2 protein-coding genes are annotated in these 20,886 nt (G+C 46.8%); both read left to right on the forward strand.

All coding sequences use genetic code 11. The annotated features are described in order from the left end of the window. The first annotated feature begins 165 nt into the window (after positions 1 to 165). A complete protein-coding gene (locus KKE17_10490) occupies positions 166 to 6,045 on the forward strand; it encodes a CxxxxCH/CxxCH domain-containing protein (GenBank protein MBU1710419.1) in 5,880 nt (1,959 codons plus the stop codon). 68 nt (positions 6,046 to 6,113) lie between these two features. Further along, positions 6,114 to 20,726, forward strand: coding sequence for a DUF2341 domain-containing protein (locus KKE17_10495; protein MBU1710420.1), 14,613 nt, complete (start codon positions 6,114 to 6,116; stop codon positions 20,724 to 20,726). Positions 20,727 to 20,886 lie beyond the last annotated feature (160 nt).

Below are 20,886 nucleotides of genomic sequence, written 5' to 3' on the forward strand. Positions count from 1 at the left end.
GGCAATAATGAGATAACCGTAACCGGCATGTTACTGGACGGCACGATATTCGAGCAGTCGGCCGTTGTATCGTATCGCGAGCAGTAGGGGAGCATTATGGTGAGAAGAGCAGGGCTGATTATATTGGCCGTCACATTATTCTATGCAATTTCGGCAGAAGCCCGGATGAGTATTGATGCACCGCATAATATTTCAAACGGCATTGATTGCGAAAGCTGCCACGGAGTAACAATTTTGTCTTCAGGATACTGGCATTTGGATGCTCCCCTTCCTGAAGATATCGGCAACAATGATCGTACGTTGTATAATTTGATATGCATGAGTTGCCATAATAAAAAATCAGGACCTTTCAATGAGGTGGAAGGTCCTTTAGTGGTAACTCATTCCGGAAGAGAAACCGAATCAGCTTATCATGATCCGGATAATCCCTGGACCAGACAATGCATAGATTGTCATAACCCCCATATTCAGGAGCAGAAGAACTGGAATTCTGTAGATGATCTGGCTCAGTTGAAATTGGCATCTGGCAAAATTGTCGGTTTTTTCTATGACCGCATCACCGATACATCCATCCTTACCTTTGATCTCGCCACAGGGATTACCTATAAAAATGGTTGGAATCCCGCCCGTCTATCTGCCAAAACCTCGGAGTATGCCAGGACGATCATCTACCCGAATGCTTTGAATCTCAGGGAAAGTTATCTGGTTTTAAATGTCGAAGATGCAGGCGAATACCCTTATAATACCATCACAATAAAAGGTAATGCCACAGGAGTTTGGAGGGGACTGACGCCTGCTACGAATTTTCACATTATATACGGCCAGTTGATCAGGCAACAGGTCAATGGTGTTAATGTTAAGTTCTTTGATAATTCCGGCACCAACGCCTTTGCCGACGCAGATACAATCCGTGACGGCATCTGCGAAGTCTGCCATACGCTTACAGCTCATTATAAAAGTGGCGGCACCGGATCAACAACCCATACCTTGCTCGATCTTGTAACCCCAAAACCAACAGATGGCACAAATTGTATTGATTGTCATCGTCATGAAGTGGGTTTTGCCCATAAGCTTGACGGAACCGGTGCCGTATGCAAGGAATGCCATAATTCCAACAGTCATTCCGAGCATCTTGATCTCAATGTGAAATGCTCGGGGTGCCATAACCTTGACGACATGCGGAATCCGGACCATTCCATCAAGGTGCCGGACAACACTGTTGTCTGTTTGAAATGCCACCAGGACGGCCGCGGCGGGCCGCCCAATGACACCACATATGCAGAAAACTGGTCCAACCCCGCCTACGAAATGGATTGTGACGGCTGCCATAACGGCCGGCCGGACACCTTTAATTCACTTGGAAATGTACTCTGGAATTCTCCGGATGAGGATTTTGGAGAAATGCAGACCTTCGGGCATAAAAGGTTAGTCGGTGAAGCCGGAATCAGGCAATATCCCTGCTGGTATTGTCATCAATCAACCATAAACGGTTATACCGATCAGTTTAATCCTGATGATAATATCGACACGCGATGGAACAATTGGTCGATGACTGAATATCATGCAAACGGCGAAATAAATGTAAATATTGCGCCAAAATGGAATATTGACGGCTCTCCTGATCCTGCATTTAAACCCGCTTCAAAAAATTGTGAAAACACGTATTGCCATAGTGACGGCACGGGCAGGACTACGGATTTTCGGGCATACCCATGGAATGACAACACCGCAAAACGAGATTGTAATTCCTGTCACGGTCATCCACCGGAAATGGATTGCTTTGTTATTGATGCGGCTCATCCGGAATTAAGCTGTCATCCCAGTGAGCCGGATAAAGCATGGACGGAAGAAAACATGTGGCTGTCTGCCATGCCCATGTATAAAAATACCGGCCCGGGAACGGATAGGGCAAATTCACATGTCCGACACATGAATACCGGTTTTTCCTGTGATGATTGCCATAATAATACCGTTGGCGGTGCCTGTCTTGATTGCCACAAGACAGGAGTTCCGTCAAGCGGTGAGATGGTGAATGACGAAGAATCCCATGTGAGCGGGTTTTATCATGTAAATAAAACCAAAAATGTAAATTTCAAGAACGGTGGCACGTATTATCGTACGAAAATCGGTGAGCATAAGGCGAAAAGTTGTGCAGGCACCGCTTGTCATGTGGGCGGGCAGGATCCGGTCTGGGGCGGGTCGGTTATAAATGATGTAACCTGCCTCGAATGTCACAGCACTCCGTCAACTGATTTTGATGATTTCGGAGAATTCAATGGCAGCCGTGCCAGGATAAGTTTGCTTGATTGGGTTGAATCCGGCCACGGCAGAAGGGAATTTGATGAAAACGGTGATCCAAATCTGTACGTCGGATCCGATAACCCGCCGGCAAAATTTCCAACCAACGGTTGCTGGTATTGCCACGACAATAATGTACTGCACGGCAAGGACGACAATCCTTTCCGTCTTCGAAGACACGAACATTTCACCCTGCGCTTTGAAAGGGAATGCGCCTATTGTCATATGCTTGGAAATGACAATGAATGCCTTACCTGCCACAATGATCAATACGACGAATCCATGGCGCCGCAATTAGCTGACATCCCTGCTGATGCTGATTTGGTGATTAATGATCCCCCCTATAAGATTTCACGGCCGAACCATGCGCTTTATGTAAACGGGCAAACCTCATGCTCCGATTCGGTAAATGGTAATTGCCATGAGGCAAACAGTACCCGGCATAAGGTTGAAATGCCCGCCGAGATAAATAATGCCGAAGAAATTGCCGACATCTCCAATCAGTATGTGATGATGGGGGTCTGCCTGAAATGCCATGATGACGATAGTGGCGGACAATGTCAGACATGTCATGAGGGTGATAATTATATTACCGGATTTAAACCTGATATGCCCGGCTTCGGGTTTATTCAACCCGAGATTGCCAAGGCGTCGTCCTTTCATTTTGGCTACAAGCATTATCAGGCCTATCTGGGAAGTATCAATATAATTGAAAACGCTGTCAACAGCGGCGTTACAGATGAACCTCCTTTTATTAACAATAAGTTCAGGGATCTTGATTCCGGTTGGGGAATAGATACTTGGAAAGATAATCATTTTGTGGTTATCACCAATGGCCCCAATGTTGATGAAAAAAGAAGAATTAAATCAAATACGGCGGATTCCATAATAGTCTATACACCCTTCCCCGATCCCGTGGGACTCAATACAACTTATCAGATACAGGATGTTGCTCAGGTGATAATTGATACCGGCACCGTGGATTCATCCCCAGAAATGAATGATTCGCTGAAAGAAGATGACAAAAACTGGGTTGCGAACGCCTGGATCAAACAGTATGACGATTATTTTGTTTATTTTAAAAACGGCCTTAATAAAGATCTGAAGCGAAAAATCAAAAGCCATACAAATAATACAATCACCCTGGCGGAAGGCTTTCCGAATAACATAATAGCCGGTGATCAATATAAAATTGTCAATCCGGTATGGAAAGGCGGCAAGTTCTGTTGGGATTGTCATGATCCGCACGGGGATTCCAACCCGTATTATTCGGAAGGGGTTAATGATCCAAAAGACAAGTTCAATGCCTTTATGGTTCAGACCTGGGTTGCGACGGAATCGGATGGTATCCATGGGAAACCCATACCTTCTCTACGGAAGAGGGTTGAATTTCTTGATAATGAAGTTGGGTCTAATTATGCAAAGCATGATCCGCCAAACGGAATTTGCAATGTCTGCCACGATGATTCCTTAGGAAAAACCCAGTACTACAATAAAAGCGGTGGAAGTAATCATAATCCAGGGAAAAGATGTACCCAGTGTCATGAGCACAGGTTCACCGACAGTCATGCAGGGAAGGATAAGAACGGCGAGAAGAATACCTGCCATACCTGTCATTCGTCTAAACCTGTTCCAAGACATACCGCTTTCGGTCTGCCCAGGGATTGCACCAAATGTCATGACGGTACGATCAAGACCCGGATGAATATCATGGGACAATTCAGGTCCAATTCGCATCATGTCCAAAGAGAAGACGAAAGCATCAGAAACACCGATTGTTATCAATGTCACTGGGAAGCAACCGAATTCGGATTAATCAATCTTGAACATCATACCGGCTATAACTACGTAACCCATGAAACCGTGGTAAATGATCCTGTTGACCTGGTCATCTGGCAGGAAGGTGATTCGCCGACAGTGGGTGAGAGACCAACCGAGTATATTACTACTCCCGGACTTGAAACCGTTACAACGTTCAGGGCAACGAATCTCAAAATCAACGATCCTGACCCGGCAGTCGTACTTCAAGCTGAAAGAAAGGAGATTACAAAAATCACGCCTCATTGCATCAGTTGCCACAGTGAGCAAAACAGCGAAAATGATGAAGTATTTATCGATGACTGCAAGACTCCCAGTCAATACGCCTGGGATGGATACAGTATTGATGAAAAATATTCAGAAAAGGGAACTGCAAAATGGGGTAAGTATGCATATCTGCCCAATGCTGCAAAAAAAGATCTGGTTAAAGCCTTTTCAGCACACGGCAATGCGGTGAATAATGCCGGGGGCTTCAATGCCATTGACGGCGTGGATTTCAACATCGATAATTCACGGCCGGGAGCCTATGACGTTCAGTGTTTTGATTGTCATAATTCCCATGGTTCAAATGTCATAGGGACGACTTCCAGTTATACTTCTCTCAAGGGTCTCAACAACGGCGCAAACTTAAAGGAAACCACGCAGAACAAGGGAGGGTATCAAACAACTTATGCCGCTTCCGCCTGGGACGATGAAGCTTCGGTTAGATTTTATAATGCCGGCGCCGGGCAATGCTTTGACTGCCATGAGTCGCAGCTTGCCAATATTGAAAATGAAAATGGAGACATCCCGCCATGGGGATACGGAACTACATTCGGGGCATTAGCGCCGATTGTCGGCTATAAGGACAATAATCGATTTGAAGGATCCTATCCAGGCAAGCTCAATTCCGGCACGGCAATAAGCCGGAACCAGGCTTCAACCTATCTAGCGGATTCAAATGTGTCTTTTGCCTATAGAGATGCCAAACGTACCCTGGGCGGCCACATGAATGCATCGCACAATAATCCGCTCTCTTCAAATTTTAATCCTGCTGATCCAAGTGCCAATGATATACCCACACTTGGCAGGATCAATGGGCTCTGCACACCTTGCCATGATCCCCATGGCGTCAGTCCGACCCTGGGCGATAACATGAAATATGCTGTGCCATTGCTCAAGGGAACCTGGCTTACTTCGCCGTATCGGGAAGATCATCCAGCACCTGATCCCTATGGACCGCGGTTTTATAAACCGAAAAATACAGGAGATCCTACTTACAAGACCTGGGGCTATCCGGCACCGTATTACAGTCAACATTTCGATGTCTACAGGAGAGGATTTGTGCCGGACGACGATGGGATTCCTGAAAATCGCTACAACCTTGATCGCACCCTTTTTAACGATCCCACCAACGCCACTCAAATCAAGGAGGATGATTCTCAGTTTGCCGGGCTATGTCTCAGGTGCCATCCAAAAGAGAATCTGACCAATCCGGCGGTTGAGGAAGACATCTATAACACCGATGAATTCCGGTCAGTTGAACGAATCCACGAGGCGGTGAAAGGCTGGGGGGGCAATATGAATGAGCATTACTTCTCATGTTCCAAGTGCCACCAGCCTCATGCCTCGGGCCTGCCGAGACTGATGCAGACCAACTGTCTTGATTTTCAGCATCGTGGCGGGATTCAAACAGGAGGGCTGCCGCAATTCACTAAAGGTTACACTGGCGGCAGGGATACGATGCGGTCTTATGGATTTCCCGTCGCCGCACTTTTTGGCAACAACCAATCACATTATTACGCCCTGAAGTGTCATGCCGAGGCTGATATATATCAGAATCCCGGTATTGAAGAACCGAAGTCAGATGACTGGGATTACGATAGCCCTCCAAAAAATTTCAGGGAGAAACAGCTCTGGAACAACGTGACCATATGGTCTTCGCCCTGATGGCTGAAGCTAAAGAGACTTTTACTCTATTTGCCGCCGGTAAAACAATAATGAATGGGATGTATTCGATGAGTTCAAAAAAACGCTTCATCAGCAGGTTACCTGTGATCGGGAAATTGTTTTGTGTAGTTGGGCGATGTTTCACCCGTCGCATGAGCCGGTATTTTTCGGCAATTATCCTCGTTCTTCTCCTGGGATGTTTCCAGAATGCTTCAGGTGAAGGCGGTGAGGTTCTCAATCGATTCTCTTATCTTTTATCCGGCAAACAGGAAGCTGTTGCCGTGGCTGTTGACACCGACGGTTCCATGGTTATAACCGGCTACACACAACCCACGCCTGCTGATAATCAAGATTTTTTCACAATTAAAGTCAATCCGGATACCACCGGTCTGGAAGGTCTTGCCTGGTCTGCGCCCGCCACGTTTGATTTGACCGGCGGAGACGATTATGCCGTGGATGTAGTTATTGATCACCAGCATAATATTATTGTCGTCGGCGCTGCATATAACGGCACAAACTTTGATTTTCAGACGATTAAATACTGTGGAAACAGTATTGATCCGGTCACATTCTGCAAGGGAAAGCAACCTGGGCAGGTGATCTGGCAACATACCTATAATTACTCAACAAATGGCAATGATTATCCTGTTCAAGTGGCAGTAGATGTCAATAACAATATATATGTCGGCGGCTATACTCACGGACTCACCGGCAATGATGATTTTCTGGTAATTAAATACAGTAAAGACGGGCCAATTGGTAACAAACCATCATTTATACGACCATATAACAATAACACAGCCAACGACCATGATCGGATCAACTCAATTGCGGTCTCTGCCGGAGAACCAATCTATATTGCGGCAACCGGCATATCCGATAATGATCCGGATATCGTTACTACTGATTTCGACTATCTTACTGTTAAATATGATTCTGAACTTAAAGTGCTCTGGGCTAAACTGCATGACGGCGGGTCTGGAGACGATCATGCCCTGGTTGTGAAAATTGATACGGAGAATGATGTAATTGTCACCGGTCATATAAGCAATGGGACCGATGATGAGATGTTCACCATAAAATATCTCGGGGAAATCGACCCGCCGCCGATTGACTGGACAACAGGCTATGACAGCATGTTTTCTGGCGGGGCTGACAAACCCAATGATATAATCATTGACTCGGCAAATAATGTCTATATTACCGGCACAACATGGACACTGGAAGGAGCGACCGATTTTTTCACGGCTAAATATTACGGTGATTCCAGCAATTCTCTGAGAGGCCAACGTGCCTGGCCCGAAGAAATGATTTTTGACTCGGGCAACGGCAGCGCAGATACAGCGCCTGCCATGGTTATTGATGATAACTCGGTGTATGTCACCGGCTACATGATGAATGCTGCTTCTAACTATGATTTTCTTACAATAAAATATGATCTGGTTAACGGCAATGAAATCTGGACAAAAATGTTCGATGGCCCGGCAAATGCTGATGATAAATCCGTAGGACTGGGGTTGTCTGAATCAGGGAAATTTTATGTGGCGGGCTGGTCAAATAAAAGCCCGTCTTTTACAGATGGTCTGGCTTCAAATGCATCAGGATCAACCACGGTAATTGAAGATTCGACAAAAAACTGGTCAGTAAACCAGTGGGCAGGATTGTCTGTCAAAGTCACCAGCGGAACTAATATTGGAGTCAGTCGGCAAATTGCAAGCAACACCCAAACTTCTTTAACGGTTGCTACGGTGCTTCCGTCTCCGGTTGTGACTGGAGACACCTATTATATTTTTTTTAAGGCTGACAACGCCTCAGCCGGCAGCACGGACAGGATAATTATTGATACCGATTATAACTGGCCGAATAATTTATTTGCCGGTTATTACGTTTATATTACCAGTGGCACTCATAACGGACTAAGCCGCCAGATTCAAAGCAACACCAGTAACACCTTAACTCTGGTTACTCCTTTTCCCAATGGCGATCCGGTTGCCGCGGGAGTTTCCTATTATATCCTCGATCCCAGTAATTTTGATTTTCAGGCTATTCAATATGATCCCGGAGTAATAAACACCCCAACCAGTTTAAGGCTGAGCCTCATTGGTCAATCCGATACCGACGTGAAAGTTCAATGGGATATCAACTCGACAAATGAGGACGGATTTCAGGTTTTCAGAAAATTATGCCTGGATCCGTTATATCCGGAAAATCCTCATGCAACGGTCGGGCAGGGCGTATCATATTTTGATGACTCCCCGTCAATCTCTCCAGCCCTGGAAGCAGATAAAAAATATTGCTATCAGGTTCGCGCATTCGGTTATGACCCCGACGATCTTGAGGAGCCTTATGATATTCTTAATTATTCTCATTTTTCAAATGAAGCGGGAATTCTGACCACAAATATTAAGAATGATGATCCAGTATGGATTTACAAATATATCGGTCCTGGTGAAGATAAAGCAAATGCCATCGCGGTTGGGCCTGATCTTAATCCGGTTATCACCGGCTACAGTTATTCCACCTCAGGCACATTCGATTATTTTACCGCCCGGCTTAATTATACCAACGCCTCGGAGATCTGGACCCATCGCTATGATGATGCATTCAATGAATCTGATGAAGCACAAAGCATCATTATTGATTCCAATAATAATCCCGTGGTTTCCGGATATTCTTCACTGAGCGGTTCCGGTCCTTCAAACACCTTTGATTTTTATACGGTTAAATATTATTCCAATTTTAATAATTCGGTCCCGCCAAGGGCTGTTGATTCCGGCAACAAACCGAAATGGAAAGATGCGTATGACGGACCGGGCAACAAAGATGATCGAGTAACTGCAATTGCCAAGGCAAAAGACGCTTCGGACAATATCGTGATTATCGGTTATGGACGGAATGCAAGCGTAAATGATGATATTTTCCTGATTAAGTATCTTGCCAACGGCACTCGCGCCTGGGCAACTGTTGACCACCCTGAATACGCGCTTCAGGTCTGGGACGTTGCCGGACTTGACGACAAGCCCGTTGCGGTTGTTTTTGACTATAATGGTGATATTCTGATTGCCGGACGCGCAAAGCACGCCCATGCCGCAACCCACGGCAACACTGATTTTGATATCGTTGTTCGAAAATACAGCGGTGTTGACGGCACCCCCATGTGGTCGGTTGTCTATGATTCTGCGTTTGGCGACGATGAGGGCGCCGACATTGCGGTTGATACGCTTAATAACGTGTATGTCACCGGATATGTCAGTACCGAGAGTCAGGGCGAAGATATTTTTCTGACGAAATACTGCGGCAACAGCGATCCGGAAAATAATTGCGGCGCCGGTCTGGTTCAAGGGGACGAAATATGGGCCAGGCCTTACACCGGGTCGGGGGCAGGCGATGATTTTGGTGTCGGTGTTGCAGTTGACATCAGTGATGAAGTTGAGGAAGTGGTGGTGGGTGGCACGACATTCATAGGTGCCGGGAATAATGATTTTTTTGTCATGCGCTATGATCTGGACGGCAATAATGTCTGGAATATTCCCCGCATTCTTGACCGTCAGGCAACAAATGACAGCGTTGTTTCCATGAAAATGGATGTTTCCGGGAATGTCTATCTAGGAGGAAATACCAACGACAGCGGCTCCAGTGATATTCTCGCGGTGATTTATGATTACGTCGGAGAATGGAAGGGCGGAACTATTTATGATGGCCTTTCCAGTAATGATGACGGCGCCAAGAGTGTTGCGGTGAGCCGGGTTGGCAATGCATATGTGGCCGGATACACCCATAACGGCAGCAATTATGATTATGTTGCGATAGAATTTATCGGCGAAATATTACAAGCGCCGGCGCCGTTCACCTTAACTGCCTATTATACCTACGTAGATTTGAACTGGGCCAATAACACTCTGGAAGACGGTATTGGTGACGGATACAATCTCGAACGGCAGAATGTTGACTGCAATACTGCAAAACTGGGCGGCGCCTGGACACTGGTTTCCGGCGACACAATTCCTTTGGCCCAAACCTCTTATCGGGATACCGGGCTGACTATTGAAGATACCTATTGTTATCGAATTCAGACAGTCTGTGATAACGGCGAGATGTCACGCTGGATTTACCGGACAATTGATACTGTGCATCCACCTGCTCCGGATGCCTTGTCGGCCTCCATCGATGATTCTACAACGGTCACGCTGACCTGGATCGATACTATCGCAGATGAAGACTCCTATGCGGTGCAACGTTGTGATCAATCGCTTTATAATTGTCTGGATCCGGCCCCGGACGATGATTCGCCGGTGGATGCGCGTTATGAGGTATTAATCGATTCCCTGCCTCCTGGAACCCATACCTATACCGACCCAACGGCTTGCTCCGGAAAAACTTATACCTATAGAATTCAAGGCGCTCTCAACGGCTTCTGGACCTCCTATTTCGTCTATCTCGTCGATGTTCAGGCCACGCCTTTTGCCACACCGACGGTAGTGTCGGCCATCGCCCAGAGTGAAGGCCGGATCGATCTTACCTGGACAGACACTAATACCGATGAAACCAGTTTTAAAATCTATCGTTGCCTGGGCCTGGGTTGCGATCCTGATCAGGACGGCGCTTTGCTGCCTGTGGATCTCACCGGTTCAAATATTCCTGCCGGCAGTATTGTCCACATGAAGATGAATGAATCCTGGTCTCCCGGCGTGGCGGATATGGTGGTGGATAGTTCCGGCAATAATCACCATGGCACGGCTTACGGCAATGCCAGCGGCGGTTTCTTTGACGGTGTTGATGATTATGTGTCATTGGGAGATATTGATGCACTTGATGCGCCGGCCGCACTTTCCGTGGAAATCTGGTTCAAGAAAACCGGGGAGATGGGCAGCGCCACCAATCATCTGGTTAACAATGTCCTGATCGCCCAGTCTTCTGATGCTGCCAACGATAATCTTGAAATCGGCATTCAGGGCAACAGTATTGAATTCTATCTTGATACGGAACAGGAACGCAATTTCAACGTCAGAGTGGAAAGCGGTACAGCCGCTGACACCGGCATTACCCTTGAACCGGACACCTGGTATCATCTGGTTCTTACCTATGATAAGGATGCGGCTGACGGCAATGAGACAAAGCTCTATTTTCAGGGCGCTCTTCTTGGTCAATGGAATACCGGCGGCGGCTATTTGACCTCCAGTGACACGTCGCCTCTGACCATCGGTATGGCAAGACCTGACGGCAGCAACTGGGGTGATTTCAAGGGCGCTATCAATCAATTGACTATCTACGATCACGCCATAACCCTGGCGGAAGTCCAGAACTCTTACGCCAACGGACTTCCTGCGATTCCGACCTTTTATTCAGATTTTCCCTTAAATCCCAATGCCCATTACAATTATGAAGTAATGGCGTATAAAATCGCCGCCGGTTCCCCTGAATGTCCCACCGGCTGGGAAACTGATCCGGATCTCGGCGGTACAGCGGGCGATGAATCAGCTGATATTTTCACACCGGGAGTTCCTAATGCGCCCACCAATATCTCGGTAACCACCAATGCTGTGGACAGGACTTCCCGGATTGACATTACCTGGAATGATAATACTGAATTCGAAGAAGGTTTTATTTTAGAACGCTGTGTGGGCGGACTGGCTGTTTGCACACCAGCAGCTTTTGTTCTTGATCCTGTTTTTGGTGTTTCAGGGGTGGGTGTCACCCTGGCCATGGAAGCTGAAACCTACTCTGACACAACGGTTTGCAATAATACTGAATATACCTACAGGGTAAAGGCAATTCGTCCGTCAGATCCAAGCTGGCTCTCAGGTTCTGCTTACACTGAGCCTTATGATTCCGATGCAACGAATACTATAAACAATCCAACAGGTCTTTCTGCATCCTATGTCAATGAAGAGGAAATCCGACTCACCTGGACGGATAATTCCATTGATGAAACAGGGTTTAAATTCCAGCGCTGTACCGGCGTCGGGTGTACATTCTCTGCATCTGATCCGTTTATTCTTGTCCCGGCACATCCGGGCACCGGTGTTGTAACATTCAATGACATCCGGCGCACGCCCAATGAAAGCTATACCTATCAGGTTCAGGCCTACAAGAGCTCAACCTGCAACTGGTCAACCGGTTTTTCAAATCCATTTACCATTACAACCAATATTGCCGGTTCAATTACCCTTGATACGCAAACAGTCAATACCACTCGAAGCTATCTGCACTGGAATGATATCCGGACCAAAGAAACCACCATGTTTGTGGAACGGTGCACCGGTGCTTCCTGCGTTAATTTTGCTCAAATTTACGGGGTGGATGCAATCGATGACACCCTGCAGGCGAATTTCTATTATGACGACACAACCCTTTGCCCTGCCGAGACGTACAAATATCGTGTAAAGGGAGTGGACCAGGATTTTGAAAACGGCATGGGCGGCTGTTGGACCAAACGCAAACAGATGACCATTTCGCAGTTCCAGCCGGAGAGCCTTGTTGAGGTAAAGATCAATTATCTCACTGGCATGCAGGCGGATTTCGATGATCTGCGATTCTATAAGTTCAACGATTATAATTCTACCGGCAGGAACGGTGAGGTTATTCCGTACATGCTGATCAAGAAGGTCAACAATTCATACGCAAAAGTGCTTCTGAAAACCCCGGCCAACGGCAATGATATTTACATGTATTACGGTAATGCCAGCGCCATAGCTGTTGATAAACAGGTTTTTATTGCCAGGTATTTTACGTTTTATCATGATTTTCCCGGGAGTACCGAAGACACCACCAACATCTGGGATATCGCACGAAGCGGGTCAGATTATGGAGAGGTCTGGCAGGATAATGGACTCTATTTTCAAAAAGTGAATGTCAGCTGGGAAGCACTTGTTTCAAAACAGACTTTCGCCAGGAATGTACAAGACCTGACAATGTATGTCCGGATGTATTACCGAGGTGGTGGCGAATGGTATTTCGGCTTTCAGAAAAACCAGGGAGCGACAACCAATACAGATGCCTTTGCCCATGGAGTATATATGGGGTTTGGGGCTGCCACGGCAATACGTGAAGGGACTGGCTCATACAGCCTTACCCCTGCAATTTCGGTGGATTCAACTTTTGGTGTTGAGTACGACTTTAAAATCACTGCAAATAAGAACGGTGGGGCAACGTATTACTTAAAGGGTGGTGAAGGAACGTCAAAATATTATGCAGACTGGACCCTGCTCAAGGATACAACCGGCAGTTTTGCACCAAAGATTTCAAATACCCCCTTGAAAATCAGCCTGTTGCAATACACCAGTTTTCTCATGATTTACGATGTCAGTCTTACCAATTATGGTCTCTATAAGTCTGATGTTGTTTTAGCAGATATGCCGGATGATCCGTGCTTTGTCATGCCCCATGAATGGGATACTGCATATAGCCCGATTATGACTGTTGTGGCTGGCAGCAAGGTTACTCCGAGTCTCCTTGACGGCAACGCCATTTCCGAATCGGAAATGGAGCTTACTGTTTCCGATGCCAATCTTGCGGAATCCGGCTTTGATATTCAATACTGCCAGGGTGATATTGCCACGCTTGAATGCCAGAACCAGGGTGATTTCACCTATCTGGCGACAATTGGCAGTTCGCCGCTGGTGCATTTGAAATTCGATAATGATTTTACCAACAGTGAAAACAATACCTATCATGGATCAGCGGAGAATTCGGTTCCTTTTAACGGTGGTGGAAAATTCGGCAGTGCTGCGGCCTTTGACAGTACCGGTTATGTATCTCTTGGCACTCCACAAGGGCTGAAACTGTATAAAGATAACGCCTTTACACTGGAAGGCTGGTTCAGACCTTCGGTTAATGTTCAAAATATGATCGACCTTTATCCGCTGTTTATATTTAAACGGAATTATCTACATGGCGGTTACGGAAGCCATTTCAGCAAATCCAACGGCAAGATTAATGTCCAGTATTGTTGGGAGGGCAGCTGTCTAGGTGTATCTTCAACTACAGTTTTCATGGCAAACACCTGGTATCACTATGCAGGAACCTTTGACGGCACCACCCTGAAATTGTATATCAATGGGGTCTTGGAGGGTTCTCTTGCAGCGACAATACCTATGGGGTCCAGTGAAGGATATCGGCTGACCATTGGTGAGAATTTTGAAGGGCTTATAGATGATGTTGCGATTTATAATCGGGCACTTTCCTCTGCTGAAATCCTTGATCATATGAATAAAGGCGTTGGCACGCGATATGTGCATACAGGTCTTGAGCTGTCAACACCTTATACTTACCAGATAAGGGCAAACAAGGTTGCCACTCATCTTGAAACATGTACGGATGACTGGCCTACGGCATACAGTGCCAAGATGACGGCAAAAACCGATGAGCCACCCGCGCCGATTAATTTCAGATTCACCGTGCCGAACACGACGCAGATCAATCTGCAATGGGATGATAAGGCCGGTTCAAATTCCGGATATGTCCTTGAGAGGGAAGTATATAATTCATCTGTCTGGAATTTTGTCGCCAGCCTTGAAGGAGACGTTGGAAGTTTTAACGATTCCCAGGTTTGCAAGAACACTCAGTACAATTATCGATTGAGGCTGATCTATGAATCTTTTGAAATGGCGGACAAGTTCGATAATACCGGCGCCGGGGAGTGGAGACGGAAAAAACCTCTCACATTCCAGAATTTCGCGGCAAATCACGCGACAAAAGTAATAATAACCCGCGATGATTATATACGGACGGATTTTGGTGATATACGGTTCTATGATGAGACAACAGGTACGAAAATTCCATACTGGATAGAAAGCATAAGCGGCAATACCGCAGTGGTCTGGTTCAAACCCGGGGTTAACAACACCATCAGCCTCTATTACGATAACCCCGGTGCTACAAGTGAAAGTAGCGGACCTGGAACATTTCTGTTTTTTGATAATTTTGACGGCACGGCCCTTGATGTGTCAAAATGGCCGGGGCATGCAGGTGAAACAGTATCCGGCGGCGTTGTGACCCTTGATTACCAGACAAACAGCCAGGCATCCTCTGAAGATTATATATATGCGAGTAATTATAACGTGCCGATTAATACTATTACAGAATTCCGTAATAAATCTTCAGCTACCACCACCCATAATCGGTTCGGAATAACCGACACAAGAACAACATTCAATCTCAATTCCATCAATTATATTGGATTTCAACTTTACAGCGGCCCCACCATGTATACCGATATCAATAACGGCGGCACAAGAACTGAAACCAATCGAGGCGCTTTTGATACCTCATGGCATACGTATAAGCTCGTCTGGACCCCGGCATCAGTTAAATATTATCAGGATACAACCCTGATCGGTGAATATACTACCAATATCCCAACTTCCACCGACACTCTGCATCCTTTACTACGTGATCAGTCACAGACTGACTGGGTGAGAGTTCGAAATTATCTTGTAACCGAACCCACCGTGGGAGTTGGAGTAGAGGAAGTAGCACCTGATCTCTGGGAACCGTTGACATTGACCTCCACGGAGCTTGATCTTCCGCCGGCGCAAACCCCTGATGTTATTGAGCCACTCCTGTATTCTCCGGAAGTAGCATTTGCCGGGGCCGGTGGCGAAGTCTGGGAGTGGCGCAAATTGTTGACCATCTCCAATTTCAGGACTGATTTCCAGACAAAGATCGTTGTGCAGCATGCTACCGGCATGCGCGCTGATTTCAGTGATGTCCGGTTCTATCAGTTTGATAATAATACGGAGACCACCGGTCATGACATCGAATACTGGCTGGAAAAGAAAACCGATGGCAGCAGCGCCACCTTCTGGATCAAGACCGGGGCCTCAAAAGACCGGATATATATGTATTACGGCAATCCCAATGCGGTGAGCACCAGCACCACCAATCCTGGGAATATCTTTCTGTTTTTTGACGATTTTGACGATGGGGTCATTGATAATGCCAAATGGCCGACGCAGGTTCTTGGCACCTCGATTTCTGAAAGTATTGATGATGGTGAACTGCGGATGAATCGGGTAACAGGAAGCACCAGCGCCAATTATATCCAGAGTGCGGCATATACTGCCGCGAACCTGCCGTTGGTTGTTTCGGCAAAGACCCGGACCTTGACTGCGCCGGCAAATGGCTGGTCGCCGGTCATGTGGTGGCAATCCACCGGTAATGGCGCAAGCATTCTGGATCAAAACGGCACTGGTGGAGGCAGACAGTATGTAAGAAATTTCGGGCAGTCTCTGGATATGGGACAGAACAAACCGTTAAGCGAATACCATGTGAACAGTCTGGTGCTGAGTTCTGCAACCGACTGGACCGCAACGACGGAATATGTCACGACAACATCGGCAAACTGGTCGGCATATTATAATAATTATACATTCTCAGGCACATATTATATCAAAATCGGTCCGCGTCATGATAATGCTAATTACAATCAGGCCATGGATGGGCGTGTCGATTGGGTGCTTGTCCGTAAATATGCGGCCACCGAACCATCGATCAGCTTCGGAACTCCATTCTTTGTCGAAGCTGTAAGAAGGAAATCTGAATCAAGGGTCAATCTGCAATGGCAATGGAATGATCTGGTGTCTGATGAAACCGGTTTCCAGATCGAACGCTGTATCGGCGTTAATAGCAACTGTCAGATAATCCCGACCCAGGCAAACAGGTTTTACTATACGGATATATCTATTGAACCCAACACCAATTACTGTTATCGGGTCCGGGCGGTAAAGAGCGCTTATTGCGGCTGGCATACCGATCCTGCTGATGGATACAGCAATCAGATGTGTGTTGATACCATCTTGAATCCGCCGGTCTTGAACAGTGTTGCCCCCGTGCCTTTAAGCACCACGGATATGCGTCTTGACTGGACCGAAGGACAGGGCACGGAAGCGGAATCCGGATACCGGTTTTTCAGATGTCTTGATAACGGCTCGAGCAATTGCGTCAATGATAATCCGGCCACGAATGCCGATTACCAGAATATCACCGCAACGGCAGGTTTTTCCGGATCGAATATCAATTCCTGGGTGGATACCACCGCCTGTTCTGATAAAACCTATCAATATGTTGTCGGTTCATTCAGCGCCGACACCACAGGAACGCTGTTCGGCGGCGGCTGGAAACATCGCAGGCAATTGCTGTTCAATAACTCTGCTCGGCCATTTGTGTCGAATCACCACACCCGTCTGGTGGTTTACTATGATGAAACAATGCGCACGGATTTTAATGATCTGCGCTTCTATGATGAAATCGCCCATGCGCAGATTCCTCACTGGACGGAAAGCACGGTGTCGGGAAATTATGCTGTTGTCTGGCTCAAAACGGGACAGAATAACGAAATCAGCATGTATTACGGTAATCCATCCGCAGCAAATGGATCAAGCAATCCCAGCACGTTTTTCAAATACTATAACGCCAATATCGAACAGACCGGGCTGATAAATCAGGACCTGCAAAACGCTGAGGGGTATGTGCTGGAGGCAAATGTTGCCCGAAGAAGCGCGTATTCCTACGGCTGTAATATCGTATTCAACCAAACCGGTAACGGCTCAGAGAGATCGTTAATCCAGCATAATCTCAGAAGATACGATTATGATTCTGCCAATACCAGAATAACAGCGAAGGATTCAACCGCTACGGCAGCAATATCAGATGCGAGAGATGTATTTTATCGATGGATTATTAAAGTATACGATACGGATGGCGACGGAATAAACAGTGATTGGGAATTTCTTTTTGACAACTATTTGAATAAAGTCAATTTCGGGACCAGTTATTCACCTTTGTCATATACCCACGGCACGATAATTCTGGGCTCAAATGATGCTTCCTACAGTCAACGTTGCAGTTATACCAATGTAAAAGTTCGTTCCTATGCCCCAACTGAACCCGACGTCACCTTCGGTGAAGACGAGGCTGCGCCGCATAGCGCCTGGGGCCCTGAATACAGTAATTCATTGTCCAACCATACACCGCGCTGGAAGATTCCAACGATTCTTGCCGAGCCTGATTCCAGACTCTTTTCCGAAGGCCAGATTCTGGTTTCCTGGCGAGATACAAATCCGGATGAAACCCATTTCAATATCTACCGGGGCGATGAGAACTGCCAGAATTTCACGGTTAATCCCATCGGTACGGTGCCCGGCACCGGTGTTGATAATGACCTGCATGTTTATCTGGATAAGGGAACTGATATCGATGCGACCTACGGTCTCATTTACAACACGACCTATTGTTACCGGGTGACCGCTGCAAAATCGGTATTCTGTGACTGGGAATCAGAACCCACCGATCCAACGGTGAGCATTACCACCACGATACCGAAACCGGGGACACCGCAACTTACCCTGTTTGATACCACGACTATCGATCTTGCCTGGGATGATACCACAACAACCGAGGATATCTTCCAGATCTGGCGTTGTGAAGGGGATCAAGTGACATGTACAGGTATAGATGATCCGGGCCAGCCTTTTGGTGCAAGTCCTGTAATAACCTATTCAGGAAGTGTTCATAAGCCGTCAAAAGAAAGGCTCTTTAACCGCGACCCCGGAGTCTGCCCAGGTCACACCTATACCTATATCATCAGGGCGGTCAGAAGCGGTCATTGGAATACGGACAGCGATCCTGCCGGCATTCAGACTAATGATGAAATCGTCCCGGCAAACCTTTCTCTTGTCGAGGTCTATGATCCAAATTTTAATCAGCGGCGCATAGATCTTCGCTGGTCGGACACCAACTCGGATGAATCCGGATTTTACATTGAACGATGCAAGGTAACGGTTGACGAGGATTGTGATGCTGCTACCGGCAATTATACCTCGGTAAATTCCTATTCAAATTACTTTGATACCTTTGACACTGTCGATGCTAATTTCTGGAATGGATATATTCTGCTGCCGGTGGAAAATGCCGTTCCTCCAACTCCCTGGACCGCGATTACTCTGCCCAAGACGCAGCGTAACGACATCTCCGGATTGGTATCCATGGAACATAAAGACCAGCGGATTATCATGAAGGCCACCTCCACTGATAACAATGATGGATACACCAACCTGACCGGCTATAATCAAACATTCATGGGAATGGATTATCCCTGGTATCTGGGAATCTATGATATTGACGTGAGTTTTGACTGGGAAATGCTTGATGTTGCCTACTCCTACATAACAGACGGCCAGATAGTCCATTTTAATATGGACGATGCAGTCTGGGCGGCTGCAGGAGATGTGAAAGACAGTTCGCATACCGGCAATCAAGGAACTGCCAATGCTGGTGCAACCCAGGTTGCCGGCGGTTATGACGGAACCGGCAAAGCCGCATCATTTAATGGATCAAACAATATATCGTGGAATTATGCAGGAGGCACTCCCCAGACTAATTTCACCATTGCCGCCTGGGTCAAGGCAACCGAGGGGCATCAGATTGACGATCCGCAGAGTAATACCGGGACCCTGGGCACCGCCGGGCAGAAGTATCTCTTTGATGCCCAGTTTTATGCCACAGGTGCTGGCCTGGGGGTTTCCGTGGGTATCGATGGTATATCCGTATATGCCCATGGTTCCGGGTATCTGCCGCCACTGGCTGTGTACAGCGGCGCTCTCGGTACGGATTGGCACCATATCGCAATTGTTGTGGCAAACCGCATACCGTCAATTTACCTTGATGGCAATCTGGTGAGAACCGGCCTGCAATCCACAAAATCCCCTTTGTATGCGCCTCAGAGAATAGCTGCCAATGCATACGGCAATTTCAAAGGCCAGGTTGATGATGTTAAGGTTTTCAATAGAAATCTCACCGCAGATGAGATCAAGCAGCTCCATCATCCTGAAAATTCATCCACCACCCAATATCCTCTCCGTTTATACGTTCATTTTGTTTCCGGCGACTATATAATTATAGATCGTGCGGTTGATTTCAACACCGGCGGGTTTTTCTGGTGGAGAATTAACACCAACGGGATTGATCATGACGGAGCGGAGGCTACACGGTTTACTTCGGGAAAATTCAGAATGACCCGCCAGGGCACGAACCTTTCTCTCTATGTCTGGAAGGATAATGCCTGGTACCTGCTGATGACCCGAACCGATGCCAATGAAGGCGATGTCGCCAATGCATTTGAAATACATCAGTATGCAAAAAGAGATGGAATTATCTCCATGACCACGGCTATCGATAATTTCAAAATGAATAATAATGCGATGCCGAACCTCACCTATTCCGATACAGATGCCCTTGATCCACTCAGCACCTATTATTACCGGGTCCGGCCGTTTAAAACCCATCCGGGCGGATGTTCGGAATGGAATGCCTGGGATAATGTTCAGTTGCCGTCTTCGAGTGAATTGACCAACCTCGCCGCTCCTGCAAACCTTTTTGCCAGCCCTGACGGTTCGAAAAAGATGCTTTTGAGCTGGGACAGCAATGTGGAAGGTGAAACAGGTTATTTAATTGAACGAAAGCTGTTTAACGGTGTGTTCAAGGAGATCGGCACAGCTGGCCAGGATGTTACAAGCTATATTGACCGGGTCGGCCTTAGTGCAGATACGCAATATACCTATAGAATCCGGGCCGTTAATGATGTTGATATTGTTTATTCGCCTTACAGCAATGAGTACAGCGCGACAACAAACATTCATGGAGCGCAATGGGTTGATAATTCCACCTGCCTGCCCGATGAATAGGCTGGGGTGCAAATAAAATATCAAACCGTAAAAGGGCGGTGGGCTTTCTAAGCTCGCTGCCTTTTTTTTTCGATAAATTCATACATGTCATTCCAAAGGATTCCGGCTTTTTTCATTATAATTCGTGTTTTTATATGCAAAAAGACAGTTTGGATTGTTT

The organism is Pseudomonadota bacterium (assembly GCA_018823135.1).
GTDB lineage: Bacteria > Desulfobacterota > Desulfobulbia > Desulfobulbales > CALZHT01 > JAHJJF01.

Coding starts and splice junctions, on each gene's coding strand:
- KKE17_10490 (MBU1710419.1), top strand. CDS start 166: ATGAGTATTGATGCACCGCATAATATTTCAAACGGCATTGATTGCGAA.
- KKE17_10495 (MBU1710420.1), top strand. CDS start 6,114: ATGAGTTCAAAAAAACGCTTCATCAGCAGGTTACCTGTGATCGGGAAA.